This window comes from Sphaerotilus sp. (assembly GCF_034519685.1).
Classification (GTDB): domain Bacteria; phylum Pseudomonadota; class Gammaproteobacteria; order Burkholderiales; family Burkholderiaceae_C; genus Sphaerotilus.
Window position 1 is genome coordinate 257753 of the sequence record NZ_JAXHOF010000003.1, and the last position, 15908, is coordinate 273660.

A 15908-nucleotide genomic window follows, 5' to 3' on the forward strand; every position below is an offset into this window, starting at 1 on the left:
AGAAAGAAAAAACCCCACCGCGAGGGATGGGGTTTCGAGGGTAGCGGGACTCGCCGAGTCCTGCGTCATCAGCTCAGCAGGATCAGTCGGCGTCCTGGAACGCCTCTTCGCGCTTGTTCTTGATCGACGGCAGCATCACCACCACGATCATCAGCAGCGCCGCCAGCAGCAGACCAGCCGACAGCGGGCGCGTCATGAACGTCGTCCAGTCACCACGCGACAGCAGCAGCGCACGGCGCAGGTTCTCTTCCATCATCGGGCCGAGGATGAAGCCCAGCAGCAGCGGCGCCGGCTCGCAGTTCAGCTTGTAGAAGACGTAGCCGACCAGACCGAAGATCACCGCCATGTACACGTCGAAGTTGTTGTTGTTCAGCGTGTACAGGCCGATGCAGCAGAACGTCAGGATCGCCGGGAACAGGAAGCGGTACGGCACCGTCAGCAGCTTGATCCAGATGCCGATCAGCGGCAGGTTCAGGATGACGAGCAGCAGGTTGCCGATCCACATCGAGGCGATCAGGCCCCAGAAGAGTTCCGGGTTGCTGGTCATCACCTGCGGGCCGGGCTGGATGCCCTTGATCGTCATCGCGCCCACCATCAGCGCCATCACCGGGTTCGGCGGAATGCCCAGCGTCAGCATCGGGATGAACGAGGTCTGCGCACCGGCGTTGTTCGCCGCTTCAGGCCCAGCCACACCACGGATGTTGCCTTGACCGAACGGCACTTCACCGGGACGCATCCGAACCTTCTTCTCGATGGTGTACGCAGCAAACGACGACAGCAACGCACCTCCACCAGGCAGCACGCCCAGCAGCGAACCCAACGCGGTCCCGCGCAGGACAGAGGGGAAAGCATCCTTGAAATCCTGACGGGTCGGCATCAAGCCCTTGACTTCCTTGGTGAACACTTCTCGGTGCTCGGCAGGACGGCCCAGGTTGGAGATGATCTCGCCGAAGCCGAACACGCCCATGGCGATCGTCACGAAGCCGATGCCGTCGGTCAGCTCCGGAATGTCGAAGCTGAAGCGCGGCACCCCCGAGATCACGTCGGTGTTGATCTGGCCGAGCAACAGCCCCAGCAGGATCATCGCGATGGCCTTGACCAGCGAACCGGAAGCCAGCACCACCGCACCGATCAGCCCGAGCACCATCAGCGAGAAATACTCGGCAGGACCGAACTTGAACGCGAGTTCGGTCAGCGGCGGGGCCAGGGCCGCGATCACCAGCGTACCCACACAGCCGGCAAAAAACGAGCCCAGACCTGCCGCTGCGAGGGCCGGACCGGCGCGGCCCTTGCGTGCCATCTGGTAGCCGTCCAGAGCGGTCACGACCGATGAGGACTCACCCGGAACATTGATCAGGATCGCAGTGGTGGAGCCGCCGTACTGGGCCCCGTAATAAATGCCCGCCAGCATGATCAGCGCGGGGGTGGCATCCAGCGCATAGATCGAGGGCAGCAGCATCGCGATCGTCGCCACCGGACCCAGACCGGGCAACACGCCAATCAGCGTGCCGAGGATGGCGCCCATGAGCGCATAGAACAGGTTCTGGAAGGTGACGGCCGTTTGCAGGCCGAGTGCCAGGTTGTCGAACAATTCCATGGATCAGTCCCTTCTCAGGAGCCAAGGCCGAAGACCGTCGGCAGGAGCGGAATGGTCAGACCCAGGCCCTTCGAAAAGACCGCCCAAGAAGCGATGGTCAGCACCGCAGCGTTGATCGCGGCGCCCTTGAGGGTGAACTCGTCGCTGGCGCTCGCCGACATCACCACCAGCAACGGCAATGCAATGAACATTCCCATGCGCGGCAACAAGAAACCGAACAATGCCACGGCACCTAGAATGATGATCAGCGGACGCCAGGCGAAAGCGCCGACAGGGTCGCCGTCGGGGGTGTCTTTGGTCAGGGCGCCAAACAGCACCATCGCACCAAGGATCACCATCAACACGCCCAGTCCGAACGGGAAGTAGGCCGGACCCGGTCGGGCGGAGTTGCCGAAGCTGTAGTCCAGCGAGCCGACGGCAAATGCCACCCCGACCCCCAGGAACATCAACCCCGACCAGAAGTCTTTCTGGCTCTTAATTTTCACGCGTCATCTCCTCAAGAACGGATGGCCGATTCTAGGAACCGTCCCTGCGGGGTCTGCTGTGGATTCCACTTAGCGGGCAAACATCACGCCCGCACCCCCCTCACACCTGCCAGCCCGGCGTCGCGCGCAGCACCTCGTCCAGCGTGGTGCGCCCTTCGGCGACCTGGCGCAGTCCGGCCCGGCGCAGCGGCTGCAGCCCGTCGGACAGGCTCTGGCGACGCAGCTGCGCCAGATCGGGCGCCTCGCACACGGCGCCGCGCACGGCCTCGTCGACCGTGAGCAGCTCGAACAGGCCACGCCGCCCCCGGAAGCCGCTTTGCCGGCAGACCGGACAACCCACCGGGCGGTGCGGCTGGAAGGGCTCGTGCTCGCCCAGCACCGGCACCCCAGGCAAGGCGGCCTGCAGGGCAGGCAGGGTCAGCGAGAGGTCCGGCTGCCGGCAGTCCGGACAGAGCTGGCGCACCAGCCGCTGCGCGAGCACGCCGATCAGCGTCGCGCTGATGAGGTAAGGCGCCACGCCCAGGTCCAGCAGCCGGGTGATGGCGCTGGCGGCGTCGTTGGTGTGCAGCGTCGAGAAGACGAGGTGGCCCGTCAGCGCGGCCTGCACCGCCATCTCCGCGGTGGCGAGGTCGCGGATCTCGCCGATCATGAGGATGTCCGGATCCTGCCGCATCAGGGTGCGCAGGCCGCTGGCGAAGTCGAGGTCGAGCGCGGCCTGGACCTGCGTCTGGTTGAAGGCCGGCTCGATCATCTCGATCGGGTCTTCGATGGTGCAGACGTTGACCTCGTCGGTGGCGAGCCGCTTCAGGGTGGCGTAGAGCGTGGTGGTCTTGCCGCTGCCGGTCGGGCCGGTGACGAGGATGATGCCGTGCGGCTGTGCGGTCAGGCCTTGCCAGCGCTGCGCGTCCTGCGGCGAGAAGCCCAGGCCCTCGACCGGCTGCACGGCGGTCTCGGGGTCGAAGATGCGCATCACCAGCTTCTCGCCGAAGGCGGTCGGCAGCGTGGACAGGCGCATCTCGATCTCGTCGCCCTTCGGGCTGCGCGTCTTGATGCGGCCGTCCTGCGCGCGGCGGCGCTCGACCACGTCCATGCGGCCGAGCAGCTTGATGCGCGCAGTCACCGCGGCCATCACCGTCTGCGGCAACTGGTAGACGGTGTGCAGCACGCCGTCGATGCGCAGCCGGATCACGCACTGCTCGCGGCGCGGCTCCAGGTGGATGTCGCTGGCGCGCTGCTCGAAGGCGTAGGTCCACAGCCAGTCCACCACCTGCACGACGCCCTGGTCGTTGGCGTCGAGCTGCTTGTGCTTGCCGAGTTCGACGAGCTGCTCGAAGTTGACGGTGGCGCTGACCTCGCCGGTCTTCTGCGCGGCGCGCACCGAGCGGGCGAGGTTGTAGAACTCGACCGTGTAGCGCGCGATGTCGAGCGGATTGGCGACGACCAGGCGCACGGTCTTGCGGGTGTGCTGGGCGATCTCGCTGATCCAGTCGACGACGAAGGGATCGCTGGTGGCGATGACCACCTCGGCCGCCCCCACCTGCACCGGCAGCACCCGGCGGCGCTCGGCGTAGCTGACCGACATCACCTCGGTCACCTTGGCTACATCGACCTTGATCGGGTCGATGCGCAGATACGGCAGGCTCACGCGCTGGGCGAGCCAGCGGGTCAGGGTCTCCAGGTCCAGTGGCTCCAGCGTGCGGGTGTGGCGCAGGCCGGCGTTGGCCAGACGCACCAGCGGCGGCTGGGCGCTGTCGCCCGCACCGAGGCGCTGGGCCAGCAGCGCGGCGTCACCAGCACGGACGATCTCGTCCTCCACCAGCCAGTGCAGCAGGCCGCGCCAGGTCAGCGGCCCCTGGTGCGACTGCAGGCTGGGGGCGGGGCGTTGGGGGGTGAGGCTCATGTCGGGCTCCCGGGGTCTGGGGCGGCGGCCGTGGTGCCCGGCTTGCGCCGCGCCGGCGGCAGCGGTCCGAGCAGGCCCAGCCAGCGCACCGCCTTCAGCTTGCAGCGCTCGGCGACCCAGTCCGCGCGGGCACGCAGCACGGCGTCGTCGGGCCGCGGGCCGTTTTTCAGGGCGACGACGATGGTGTTGCCCTCCTCGGTCGGCGTGAGCATCAGCACCTGTCCGCCGCCGGGGGCAAACGCCGCCTCGATGCGCCGGGCACTGCGCGTGAAGCTGGCGTTGCGCCCGAACAGGTTCACCACCAGCACCCCACCCTCGGCCAGCACGGCGTGGCAGTCGCGGTAGAAGGCCTCGTCGTCGAGCACCGGGGCGGCGGCCTGGTGGTCGTAGAGGTCGATGCACAGCACGTCGGCGCTGCCGTGGTTCGCCTCGTCGGCCACCCAGATACCGGCGTCGGCCTCGACCACGTTCAGCCGCTCGTCGTTGGCCGGCAGCCGGAACCACTGGCGACAGGCGGCGATCACCTGCGGGTTCAGCTCGACCGTGGTCGTCGCCAAACCCAGTTCGGTGTGGCAAAACCGCGTCAGCGCCGCCGCCCCGAGGCCGAGCTGCACGACACGCGGGCTCGCTGCCGCCAGCGCCGCGGGCTCGCACAGCAGCAGCCAGACCATCATCCGCTGCACGTATTCCAGCTCCAGCGCGCGGTGCTTGCGCAGCCGCATGGCGCCTTGCACCCACGGCGTTTCGCCCAGGTGCAGGTAGCGCACGCCGTCGAATTCGGAAATGGAGGCGGACGGCAGCGCGCGGGCGGCGCTGCGCTTGGGGCGGGTCGGGGAGGCGGTGGTCATGCGAGATCGTAAAGCGCAAACACGTCGCGCCACGCCGCGAGCTTGCGCTCGAACGACCACCCCGCGTTGGCCGGGCTGGTCGAGGGCAGCCGATGGACCGCGAAACCGAGCGACTGCAGGTGCTGCATGACCCGGGCCGACTCCGCGCCGTTGTGCGCGACCGCGACCAGCCCTGGCGCCTGGGCGCGCAGGCCGGAGAAGTCGTTGACCTCGGCCGCTTCGATCGCCGAGTCGAGGCTGCCCTCGCGGCGGCAATGGGCGTACACGTCCCAGATACCGAGCCCCCGCGCGCGCACGGCGTCGAGCCGCTGCGCATACGGCAGGCTGCGCAGATCGATCGACCAGAGCGCCGACAGGATCGGCCAGAACTGGTTGCGTGGATGGCCGTAATACTGTTGCTGCTGCAGCGAGGCCACGCCCGGAAAGCTGCCCAGCACCAGCAGCCGGGTGTTCGGCGCCAACACCGGGGCGAAGCCGGTGAGACGGGGCGCGTCGTTCATGCGCGCCACCAGGGCGTCAGGCGTGGCAGCGCAGCGCAGGCGTTGGCCGAGGTGATCGCGGCGGTCTCCTCCAGCGTCCAGCCGCGCAGAGCGGCCAGTGTCTCGGCGATGCGGGGCAGTTCGGCCGGCTCGTTGCGGCTGCGCAGACCCTGCGCGCGCTCGGCCGCCGTGCGGTAGCGCCAGTGCGGCGGGATGTCTGGTGCATCGGTTTCCAGCACGATCGCGTCGGCCGGCAGCGTCTGCGCCAGGCGGCGGATCTGCAGGGCACGGTCGAAGGTCAGCGCGCCACCGAAGCCGAGCCGGAAGCCGAGGTCGAGGAAGGCGTGGGCCTGCTGGGCACTGCCGTTGAAGGCGTGTGCGATGCCGCCGCGCAGACCGGCGCGGCGCAGGTGCTTGAGCAGCGCATCGGCTGAGCGGCGCACATGGAGGATCACGGGCAGATCGAACTGGCGGGCCAGCGCGGTCTGCGCCACGAAGAAGCGCTCCTGCACCGCCCAGTCCAGTCCCGCGACGAAGCCGTCCAGACCGATCTCGCCGACCGCGACCAGACGCGTGTCACCGCGGTGCATGTCCAGGGCTGTCTCCAGCTGCATCAGCGCGTCCGGCGGCTGTTGGTGCACGTAGAGCGGATGCAGACCCAGGGCGTAGACACAGGCGCTCGCGCTGGCACTCGCGCTGGCATGGGCCAAGGCCCGCACCGCATCGAAGTGCGCACAGTCGACCGCAGGCATCACCAGCAGCGCGACACCGGCCGCCGCCGCACGGGCACACACGTCCGGGCGGTCCGCGTCAAATTCCGGGGCGTCGAGGTGGCAGTGCGAGTCGATCCAGGTGGGCATGGGCGGGTGGCGTGTCGGGCTGATGCGCCCGACCGCACCCCGCGCCTGGGGCCACAGGGTTCAGCGCGCAGCGTCAGCGTGGATGAGATGGCGCGAGAGCTTATCGCGTGCCTGCCGCATGGCCGAGCGCACCTGCTCGGTGTCCAGGGCCAGCGCATGGTGGTAGCGGTTCAGCACGGCCGTCAGCGCAGCGGGCTGCGCGGGCGGGGCCAGCTCCGTCACCGACACGATCTCGTTGGCGCAGCTGGCCACCAGCTTGATCCAACCCCCCGGGGTGTCCGGGCTGCGCACCTGGCGGTCGAGCGGGATCTGCCGAACCCGCTGGCGCAACGATTCGTTCAGCCCCCATAGGCGAAGGAAGGACTCCGTCAAGCCTTGCAGGTCGACACCCAGCACCGCCAGAGTCGCGGTTTCCTCGCTGAGGGGCTGGCCAGTGCCGACATCGCCAGCAGCCCGGAGTCGGGCGATCTGCTGCAGTTCCTCCGGAAAATGGTAGGCCGCCAGCAGCCGGCCAAGGTGCTGGAACTGCGCGGCCAGCATGGCGGCCTCGGCATCCATGCCCGCCGGTGCGAGGTATTCCGCCAGATGACCCGCGAGCAAGGCGCGTTGCAGGGCGCTCTCCAGTGCACGCACCCCCGCGGGCTTGAGCATGCCGGGCCAGGGCTTCATGCCACTGGCTACACGGCGCAGACCGACTGTGCCCATGAGCTGCATGGCGCGCTTCACCGTGAGAACCGGCTCCTCCGCCGTGATGGCGGCAGCATCCGCCGCATTCGCGGAGCGCAGCAACCCCAGACTGAGCGCGATGTCCTCCAGCAGCACATCGACCACCGTGTCCAGCCGCTGCTTCTCCATGCCAGCGATCGTGGTGATGCGGTTGCCCAGCATGGGGCGTGCGGGCAGGTGTCCGCCGCGCCGGATGCGCTCGGCAAACATGGCATCGAAACCATTGCCGCCCAGCAGCTGGGTCTGGCGCCAGGTCCCCAGCACCCGCTCGAAACTGCGGGCATGCACGAACCGGCGCTGCGGATGCAGGTCGATGGCGCGGTGGATGATCAGGCGCAGCGACACGGGCACGGGCTGCGGCAACTCCGCCGGCAAGCGCAGGTCGATCGTGGTCATCTGGCGCACCAGCGTGGGCATGTCCGGCTCGCCCATCGGTGCGCGCCCCAGCAGCCAGTGCTGGATCAGCAGTCCGCAGGCGGCGATCTCGCGCGACAGCAGATAGCCGAGGCTCGGCGCGGCGGGGACGGCGGTGGAGGTGTTCGGCGGGATCGCTGCGGCCCGGGGCGTCTGCGCGGCGTTGCCCAGCGCCTGCGCCAGGCCGCAGCCCCAGAGGCGCAAGCGACCGCCTGCGTCGACCATGACGGTGTGCAGACCGATGTCGCCGTGCACCATGGCCGCCTCATGGACGTACGACAGCCCGTCGAGCAGGTCATGTGCGCGCCGCACGAGGTCATCCAGACTGAGCACGCTCGCGGCGAGTGACGGTGGCTCAAGATCGATGGGATCGGCGTCGCAGACCAGATAGGGGAAACGGTCGACGCAACCCACCTCCCGCACCGGTGCGATGCGGGGGTGGACGAGTCTGGCAGCGCGCTTTGCATCGTCGACGCAACGCTCCCGCATCGCCGGCAGAGGGACCGGCTGGGTCGAGGCCAGCAGCCGGACGGGCTCACCCGTCCGGTGGTCGATGGCCAGCCACGCGATGGTCAGCGAACTGCGGCCCAGCAAGCGCAGCAGGCCGAAGTCACCAAAATTTCGCAGCACAGGCCCCAGAGCGGGCGCAGGTGCCGTCGTTGCAGCGTCGGTCATGTTGGAGTGGGAATGAGAAATGAGGCCAGAAACACGCCGATTGGACCCGCCATGCGCATCCGGTCAACGGTGGAATTGAGGACCGTTTCGGCGGCGTATCCCGTGAGGCCCCAAGACAGTGTTCGCCACTTGCTCGGGGTGGTGCGCACGGGATCTGCCTGGTTCGTGCCAAAATCAAATCCATTCAGACGGCTGATGTCAGTCCTTCAGCTCTTCAACCATTTCCCTCTCGATGGAACCAACATGAGCAGCCCCCTCATCCAAAACATCACCGACGCCACGTTCGAAACCGAAGTCCTGCAATCCGAAACACCGGTCGTGGTCGATTTCTGGGCCGAATGGTGCGGCCCTTGCAAACAGATGGCGCCCGGACTGGACCGTGTGGCCGATGACCTGGGCAGCAAGGTCAAGATCGTCAAGCTCGACGTCGACAGCAACCAGGCGACATCCGCCAAGTTCGGTATCCGCGGCATCCCGACCCTGATGGTGTTCAAGGCAGGTCAGCCCGTCGCCACGAAGGTGGGCGCGCTCGCGTTCCCCCAGTTGAAGAGCTTCGTCGAATCTCATCTATAATTCGCTCCAGTGGTGTCGGCACGCTATGCCGATGCCACCAGCGAATGCCACTGTGCGCCAGTTGTCAGCGGGTCGGTTCATCGCCACCCGCAAGCGCGTGCAGCGTCGGCTCCCCTACTCCCCTCGTTGAAATTCTCCGGATGCTTGTGCGCGACTTCCTTCAGGGAGGTGGCCGCATGGACGACCCGAGCAGCGGTGGAGCCAGGTCCCGACCACACCCGGTCTGTCCGGCTGGCACCGATCAGACCTGCTTTCAGGGTCCGCCCCTATGCATCTTTCCGAACTCAAGGCTCAACACATCTCGGCGCTGATCCAGATGGCCGAAGCGCTGGAGATCGAGTCCGCCAGCCGTCTGCGCAAGCAGGAGCTGATGTTCGCGATCATGAAAAAGCGCGCCCGTCAGGGCGAGCAGATTTTCGGCGATGGCGTGCTGGAAGTCCTGCCTGACGGTTTCGGATTCCTGCGCTCCCTGGACACGAGTTTCCTCGCGTCCACGGACGACATTTACCTGTCGCCCAGCCAGATCCGCCGTTTCAATCTCCACACCGGCGACATGATCGAGGGCGAAGTGCGCGTGCCGAAGGATGGCGAGCGCTACTTTGCCCTGGTCAAGGTGGACCGCGTCAATGAACTGACGCCCGAGGAGAGCAAGAACAAGATCATGTTCGAGAACCTGACGCCGCTCTTCCCGAAAGAGCAGTTCAGGATGGAACGTGACATCAAGGGTGAAGAAAACATCACCAGCCGCATCATCGACCTGATCGCTCCGATCGGCAAAGGCCAGCGCGCGCTGATCGTCTCGCCGCCCAAGAGCGGCAAGACGGTGATGATGCAGCACCTCGCCCACGCGCTGGTCGCCAACCACCCGGATGTGCACCTGATCGTGCTGCTGGTCGACGAGCGCCCGGAAGAAGTGACCGAGATGCAGCGCACCGTGCGCGGCGAGGTCATCAGCTCGACCTTCGACGAGCCGGCCGCACGCCATGTACAGGTCGCCGAGATGGTGATCGAGCGCGCCAAGCGCCTGGTCGAGCTGCGCAAGGACGTGATCATCCTGCTCGACTCCATCACCCGGCTGGCCCGCGCGTACAACAACGTGCTGCCCTCGTCGGGCAAGGTGCTGACCGGCGGTGTGGACGCCAACGCCCTGCAGCGCCCGAAGCGCTTCTTCGGCGCCGCGCGCAATGTCGAGGAAGGTGGCTCGCTCACCATCATCGGCACGGCGCTGGTCGACACCGGCAGCCGCATGGACGAGGTGATCTACGAGGAATTCAAGGGCACCGGCAACTGCGAGATCCACCTGGACCGCCGCATGGCCGAGAAGCGGGTCTACCCGTCGATCCTGCTGAACAAGTCGGGCACGCGCCGGGAGGAGCTGCTGCTCAAGCCGGAGATCCTGCAGAAGAGCTGGATCCTGCGCAAGCTGCTCTATCCGATGGACGAGATCGAGGCGATGGAGTTCATCCTCGGCAAGATGAAGGCCACGAAGAGCAACATCGACTTCTTCGACATGATGCGTCGCGGCGGCTGAGACCGAGGCTGCACACGCTATAATCTTTGTTTTTCCGCTGTCGGAAAGTGCGTCTGCATGGTGCAGCGTGGCTCCCGGCACACAGCGAGGACTCCCCATGAAAGACGGCATCCACCCGAACTACCGCGACGTCTGTTTCGTCGACCTGTCCAACGGTTTCCAGTTCGTGACCCGCTCGTGCGCCCCGGCCCGCGAGAAGATCACCCTGGAAGACGGCCGCGAACTGCCGCTGTTCAAGCTGGAAACCACCAGCGAAACGCACCCGTTCTACACGGGCACGCAGAAGAGCATCGACAGCCTGGGCGGTCGCGTCGAGAAGTTCCGCAACAAGTTCAAGGTCGGCATCAAGAAGTAATCCAGCCCCCTGGAACGACGCACACCGCGTGCAAGAAAAAGGCAGCTTGGGCTGCCTTTTTTTCATCCTGATCACCTCCATCGCCATCCGTGTCCGCGCATTCCCCCAATCCAGCCCTCGTGACCCAGCGCGCCGTGCAGCGCCTGCCGCGTCTCGCGCTGCTGCTGCTGTGCGCGGCCTATGTCCTGCCGGGGGTGTTCGGGCGCGATCCCTGGAAGAACGCAGACATCACCGCCTTCGGCTACATGACCAGCCTGGTGCGGGGCGAGACACCGTGGCTGCAACCCGCCATCGCGGGCTGGACCGGCACGGAGGGCGGTGTTCTGCCCTACTGGATCGGCGCAGTGTTCATGAAGGTGCTGACACCCTGGATCGACCCGGCGCTGGCTGCCCGTCTGCCGTTTGCACTGTTGCTGACGGGCACGCTGGCGCTGGTCTGGTATGCCACCCTGCACCTCGCGCGGACACAGGCCGCCCAGCCGGTCGCATTCGCCTTCGGGGGCGAGGCGCACCCGGTCGACTATGCACGGGCGGTGGCCGATGGCGCCCTGCTGGCGCTGATGGCTTGCCTGGGCCTGCTGCAACTCGGACATGAGACGACGCCGGAGCTGGTGCAGCTCGCCGCCACGGCACTGCTGCTCTACGCACTGGCCGCGAGTCCCTACCGTCCCGTGCCGAGTCGATGGTCGGCCGTCGCGTCGCTGGCCATCCTTGCGGCCAGCGGTGCAGCCACCACGGGCCTGCTGCTGGGGCTGGCCGGTGGCATCGTCTGCTGGCGATCCAGTTACCCGGATTCCCGCAAGCTGGTGCGCTGGCTGGTTGCAGCCTGTGCGCTGGCCGCCGTCATCGGCACCGCCCTGGATGCCTGGGTCTGGCGGGTCGTGCCAACCGGAAACCTGCTCGCCCTGCCCAAGTTGCTCGCCTGGTTCACGTGGCCAGTCTGGCCCCTGGTGCTGTGGACGGTGTGGCGCTGGCGGCGGCAGCTGCAAAAGCGCCATCTGGCCGTGCCATTGGCCATCGTGCTGGTGACGCTGCTGGTCAGTGCGTCGATGGGCGCCTCGGACCGCGCCCTGTTGCTGGCGCTGCCGGCGCTGGCCGTGCTCGGCGCGTTTGCGCTGCCGACGCTCCAGCGCAGTGTCAGTGCGGCCATCGACTGGTTCTCGGTCTTCTTCTTCACCGTCAGCGCCTTGGTCATCTGGACGGTCTACACGGCCATGCACACCGGCATCCCGGCCAAACCGGCCGCCAATGTCGCCCGACTGGCACCGGAGTTCGAACCCCAGTTCAGCCTGCTGGCGCTGGGCATCGCCGGGGCCGGCACGGTGGCCTGGCTGGCCTTGGTGCGGTGGCGCACCGGACGACACCGCCATGCGCTCTGGAAAAGCCTGGTCTTGCCAGCCGGGGGTGTCGCCCTGAGCTGGCTGCTGCTGATGACCCTCTGGCTGCCACTGCTGGACCACGCGCGCAGCTACCGCCCGCTGGTGCAGCGCATCGCCACACACCTGCCAGACTCCGGATGCGTGGCCACGCAGAACCTCAACCGCAGCCAGATGGCCGCGCTGGAGGTCCATGGCACCTGGCGCTTGTCGCTCGACCCGCGCACCACCGATTGCCGGTGGCTGCTGATGGGGCTCAAGGAGCACCGCAACACGCCCGCCTCGCGTCAGCAACTGCCCGATCTGCCCGGCTGGACGCTGGTGGCGCGGGAACGCCGCCCCTCCGACCGGGACGAGATCATGCTGGTGTATCGGCGCCCGTGACCTTGGGCTCCCGCCCGGACAGCACCCGCACCCGCGAGGCCGGGAAGGTGATGCGGAACACCGACCCCTTGCCGGGCTCGCTGTCCAGTTCCAGCGCGGCGCCGTGGCGCTGGGCGACATGCTTGACGATGGACAGCCCCAGCCCGGTGCCACCCGTCTCGCGCGAGCGGCTGCCGTCGACACGGTAGAAACGCTCGGTGAGGCGCGGCAGGTGTTCGCGTGCGATGCCGATGCCACTGTCACGGACTTCGAACGTGCCGCCGCCCGAAGGTCGCAGCCTCCAGCTCACCGCCACGCAACCGCCCTCGGGCGTGTAGCGCACGGCATTGCTGGTCAGGTTGGTCAGCGCCGACAGCAGCTCGCTGTGGATGCCCGCGATGTCGGCCCCCTGCGCATGCAGGTTGTCCGCGTCCGGGAACTGGATCAGGTGTCGACCGCGGGACAGACCCCGTGTCTCGACCTCGACCTGCGCCAGCAGATCCCGGGTCGACACCCACTGGTCGGCCGAAGGCTGCGGACTGCCTTCGAGTTGCGCCAGCGTCAGCAGGTCGGCGACCAGGGTCTGCATGCGATGGGTCTGCTGACCCATCATGCCCAGCACACGCTGGCGCTCGGCCTCGGACAGCGGCAAGCTGGCCAGCGTCTCGACAAAGCCGACCAGCACCGTCAACGGCGTGCGGATCTCATGGGACACATTGGCCACGAAATCGCGGCGCATGGCGTCAGCCTGCAGGCGCTCGGTGACGTCCTGCGTCAGCAACAGACGCTGGCCATCACCGTAGACCCGCACCAGCAGGGACAGGGACAGGCGGGACTGGTAGTTCGGAAGGCTGATCGCTTCATGGCTTTCACCCGCCTGCAGACCTGTCACGAAGGCCGGAGAGCGCACAAGATTGGTGATGCGCTGCCCGAGATCCCGTTGAGGATCGAGGCCGAGGTGCACCGCGCCGTTCTGGTTCAGCCAGATGATCTGTTCATCCGCGTCCAGCAGGATCACGCCGTTGGGGGACGCCTCGATCGCACGCAGGAACTCCCCCAGGCGCTGGCGCTCGGCTTTCAGCGCCTGTTCTCGCAGCCGCAGGGCGCGCTCGGTGCGGTAGGCCATCTCACCCCACAATTCGCCGTCGCGCGGAGCATCCCCCTCCAGATTGCCACGCAGCCAGGCCACCAGCCGGCCCGCCCGCCGCGCATCCCGCACGCCCGCCAGCAGCAGCCCGCACACGGCACCCGCCCAGGTGCCCAGCACCGGCGCCTCCAGGCGCAGCCCGATCAGGCCACCCACCATCGCCAGCAGGCTCATGAACAGCAATGAAACCAGCCATCGCCGCAGGACTAAGCCCATGGCAGATCCTTTTTCGTCATGGAATCCAGGAAGTCATCACCGCCGCAGCGGCACGGTCCCACCCGTCAGACGGGGGGCGCAGAGAGCGTGAACCGGTAACCGACGCCACGCACGGTCTCGATCAACTGCGCGCAATGTAACGGCAACAAGGCCTCGCGCAAACGTTTGATGTGGACATCGACCGTGCGCTCCTCGATGAACACATGGTCGCCCCAGACCCGGTCCAGCAGTTGGGCGCGACTGTGCACATGCTCGGGATAGGTCAGCAGATAGTGCAGCAGCTTGAACTCGGTGGGGCCGAGACGGCATTCCGTGTCGCCACGGCGGACGCGGCGGGTGGTCGGATCGAGCGCCAGACCAGCAACCTCGACGACGGCATCGCTGGCCAGCGGCGCGCGTCTGCGCAGCACGGCCCGCATGCGCGCCAGCAGCTCGCCCGGCGAAAACGGCTTGACCAGGTAATCGTCGGCGCCGGCATCAAGGCCGGCGATCTTGTCCTGCTCCTGGGCTCGGGCGGTCAGCAAGATGACGGGCAGCTCCCGCGACCGGATGTCGGCCCGCCAGCGCCGCACCAGGTCGAGCCCGGAGGCGCCACCGGGCAGCATCCAGTCGAGCAGCACCAGATCGGGCAGCGCGGCCGTGATCGCCGCCTGTGCCTGGTCGGCCGCAGCCGCCAGTGCCACCTCGAAACCGGCATGCCGCAGGTGGATCGCGATCAGCTCGGCGATGGCCGGTTCGTCCTCGACCACCAGGACGCGGGCCATGTCACCGCACCATGTCCGCCACCGCATCCGGCGTGTTGTGCCGCACATCGGTGCCCTTGACGATGTAGATCGTCTGTTCGGCCAGGTTCTTGGCATGGTCGCCCACACGCTCGATCGCCTTGGCCACGAACACCAGGTCGATGGAGACCGAGATGGTGCGCGGGTCTTCCATCATGTAGGTGATGAGCTTGCGCAGCAGGCCGTCGAACTCACGGTCGATCTCGTCGTCCTGGCGGATGACTTCGAGCGCCTGGTTCACGTCCAGCCGGGCAAAGGCATCCAGCGCCTTGCGCAGCGAAGCGGTCGCCAGACTGGCCTCGACCGACACGTCCGAGACCGGAAAGCGCAGCCGCCCCAGCACGCCCGACTGGACCAGCCCGATCACCGTCCGGGCGATGCGCGCGGCCTCGTCACCGACGCGCTCCAGGTTGCCGATGGTCTTGGAGATGGCGATCAGCAGGCGCAGGTCGCGTGCCGTCGGCTGGCGCCGGGCGATGATGGTGGAGAGGTCGCGGTCGATCTCCATCTCCATCTGGTTGACACGCTCCTCGACGCGGATCACCTGGGAGGCGATCTCCTCGCTGAACTGGGTCAGGGCCTGCATCGCCTGGGCGACCTGCGATTCGACCAGGCCGCCCATTTCGAGCACGCGGGTGGAGATGCCGCTCAACTCGACGTCGAACTGGCTGGAAAGATGCTTGTCCATGGTGTAGGGAACTCCGTCAAGGGGGATGCGGTGCGGCGCTGGACCGGAAAACCGTGGTCGGCCGTCCTCGTGCAATCAGTGTGCCGTGCGCCGCTTAACCGAATCGCCCGGTGATGTAGTCCTCTGTTTCCTTTTTCCGCGGTTTCATGAAGATATCGGACGTCGGCCCGAACTCGACCAGGTCGCCCAGGTACATGTAGGCGGTGTAGTCCGAGCTGCGCGCGGCCTGCTGCATGTTGTGGGTGACGATGACGACCGTGTAGTCGCTCTTGAGTTCGTCGATCAACTCCTCGATCTTGCCGGTGGAGATCGGGTCGAGCGCAGAGCACGGCTCGTCCAGCAGCAGGACCTGGGGCTTGATCGCGATGCCGCGTGCGATGCACAGGCGCTGCTGCTGCCCACCCGACAGACCCGCCCCGCTCTGGTCGAGCTTGTCCTTGACCTCGTTCCAGAGCGCGGCCTTCTTCAGCGCCCACTCGACACGCTCGTCCATCTCCACCCGCGACAGGTTCTCGAACAGCTTCACGCCGAACGCGATGTTGTCGTAGATCGACATCGGGAACGGGGTGGGCTTCTGGAACACCATGCCGACACGGGCGCGGATCAGCGAGATGTCCTCCTTGCTGGTCAGGATGTTGCTGCCGTCGAGCAGGATCTCGCCCTCGGCACGCTGCTCCGGGTACAGCTCGAACATGCGGTTGAAGGTGCGCAGCAGCGTGGACTTGCCGCAGCCGGAGGGTCCGATGAAGGCGGTGACCTTCTTCTCCGGGATCTCCATCTGGATGTTCTTCAACGCATGGAACTTGCCATAGTAGAAGTTCAGGTTGCGCACCGAGATCTTGATCTTCTCGGCCTCGGCTTGGGCAGCCTTGGGGTCCAGGGGCGAAGGCATC

Annotated in this window: 15 protein-coding genes; 4 read left to right on the plus strand and 11 right to left on the minus strand. The window is 67.1% G+C overall.

Annotated features, from left to right (window positions below; translation table 11 throughout):
- Positions 1–82: 82 nt before the first annotated feature.
- From U5O44_RS04765 to U5O44_RS04795, 7 genes are all read right to left on the minus strand, one after another.
- Complete coding sequence (locus U5O44_RS04765; protein WP_322587320.1) at positions 83–1597, minus strand: tripartite tricarboxylate transporter permease; 1515 nt, start codon at positions 1595–1597, stop codon at positions 83–85.
- A gap of 14 nt (positions 1598–1611) precedes the next feature.
- Positions 1612–2082 carry a tripartite tricarboxylate transporter TctB family protein gene (locus tag U5O44_RS04770; RefSeq protein ID WP_322587321.1) on the minus strand — a complete coding sequence of 157 codons (471 nt, stop codon included), beginning with the start codon at positions 2080–2082 and terminating at the stop codon, positions 1612–1614.
- A gap of 100 nt (positions 2083–2182) precedes the next feature.
- Entirely contained in the window at positions 2183–3982 is a 1800-nt protein-coding gene (locus U5O44_RS04775) for a GspE/PulE family protein (protein WP_322587322.1), read from the minus strand.
- Entirely contained in the window at positions 3979–4830 is an 852-nt protein-coding gene (locus tag U5O44_RS04780) for a spermine/spermidine synthase domain-containing protein (protein WP_322587323.1), read from the minus strand. The genes U5O44_RS04775 and U5O44_RS04780 overlap by 4 nt, the downstream gene beginning before the upstream one ends.
- Entirely contained in the window at positions 4827–5330 is a 504-nt protein-coding gene (locus U5O44_RS04785; protein ID WP_322587324.1) for a DNA-deoxyinosine glycosylase, read from the minus strand. Before U5O44_RS04785 ends, U5O44_RS04780 begins: the two co-directional genes overlap by 4 nt.
- A complete protein-coding gene (locus tag U5O44_RS04790) occupies positions 5327–6169 on the minus strand; it encodes a TatD family hydrolase (RefSeq protein WP_322587325.1) in 843 nt (280 codons plus the stop codon). The genes U5O44_RS04785 and U5O44_RS04790 overlap by 4 nt, the downstream gene beginning before the upstream one ends.
- A 60-nt stretch (positions 6170–6229) precedes the next feature.
- Positions 6230–7984: an HDOD domain-containing protein gene (locus tag U5O44_RS04795; protein ID WP_322587326.1), complete on the minus strand. Its 1755-nt coding sequence runs from the start codon at positions 7982–7984 to the stop codon at positions 6230–6232.
- Between the two features lie 243 nt (positions 7985–8227).
- Here U5O44_RS04795 and trxA point away from each other — a divergent pair, with 243 nt between their 5' ends.
- The 4 genes from trxA (at position 8228) to U5O44_RS04815 (ending at position 12203) form a co-directional block, all read left to right on the plus strand.
- Entirely contained in the window at positions 8228–8557 is a 330-nt protein-coding gene (trxA, locus tag U5O44_RS04800) for a thioredoxin (protein WP_322587327.1), read from the plus strand.
- 268 nt (positions 8558–8825) lie between these two features.
- Positions 8826–10088 (plus strand): transcription termination factor Rho, encoded by a 1263-nt coding sequence (gene rho / locus U5O44_RS04805; protein ID WP_322587328.1) that lies wholly within the window; start codon positions 8826–8828, stop codon positions 10086–10088.
- Positions 10089–10185: 97 nt separating this feature from the next.
- Complete coding sequence (locus tag U5O44_RS04810; protein ID WP_179635755.1) at positions 10186–10443, plus strand: type B 50S ribosomal protein L31; 258 nt, start codon at positions 10186–10188, stop codon at positions 10441–10443.
- Between the two features lie 89 nt (positions 10444–10532).
- A complete protein-coding gene (locus U5O44_RS04815; RefSeq protein ID WP_322587329.1) occupies positions 10533–12203 on the plus strand; it encodes a hypothetical protein in 1671 nt (556 codons plus the stop codon).
- Here the strand turns inward: U5O44_RS04815 and phoR are convergent.
- The 4 genes from phoR to pstB all read right to left on the minus strand — a co-directional run bounded on the left by phoR (position 12178) and on the right by pstB (position 15907).
- Positions 12178–13545 (minus strand): phosphate regulon sensor histidine kinase PhoR, encoded by a 1368-nt coding sequence (gene phoR, locus U5O44_RS04820; RefSeq protein WP_322587330.1) that lies wholly within the window; start codon positions 13543–13545, stop codon positions 12178–12180. The two genes, U5O44_RS04815 and phoR, sit on opposite strands and share 26 nt — an antisense overlap.
- Positions 13546–13610: 65 nt before the next feature.
- Positions 13611–14309, minus strand: a complete 699-nt coding sequence (gene phoB, locus U5O44_RS04825; protein ID WP_322587331.1) for a phosphate regulon transcriptional regulator PhoB — start codon at positions 14307–14309, stop codon at positions 13611–13613.
- 1 nt (position 14310) lies between these two features.
- A complete protein-coding gene (gene phoU / locus U5O44_RS04830) occupies positions 14311–15015 on the minus strand; it encodes a phosphate signaling complex protein PhoU (RefSeq protein WP_322587332.1) in 705 nt (234 codons plus the stop codon).
- A gap of 94 nt (positions 15016–15109) precedes the next feature.
- Positions 15110–15907 carry a phosphate ABC transporter ATP-binding protein PstB gene (gene pstB, locus U5O44_RS04835; RefSeq protein WP_322587333.1) on the minus strand — a complete coding sequence of 266 codons (798 nt, stop codon included), beginning with the start codon at positions 15905–15907 and terminating at the stop codon, positions 15110–15112.
- Position 15908: the final 1 nt, after the last annotated feature.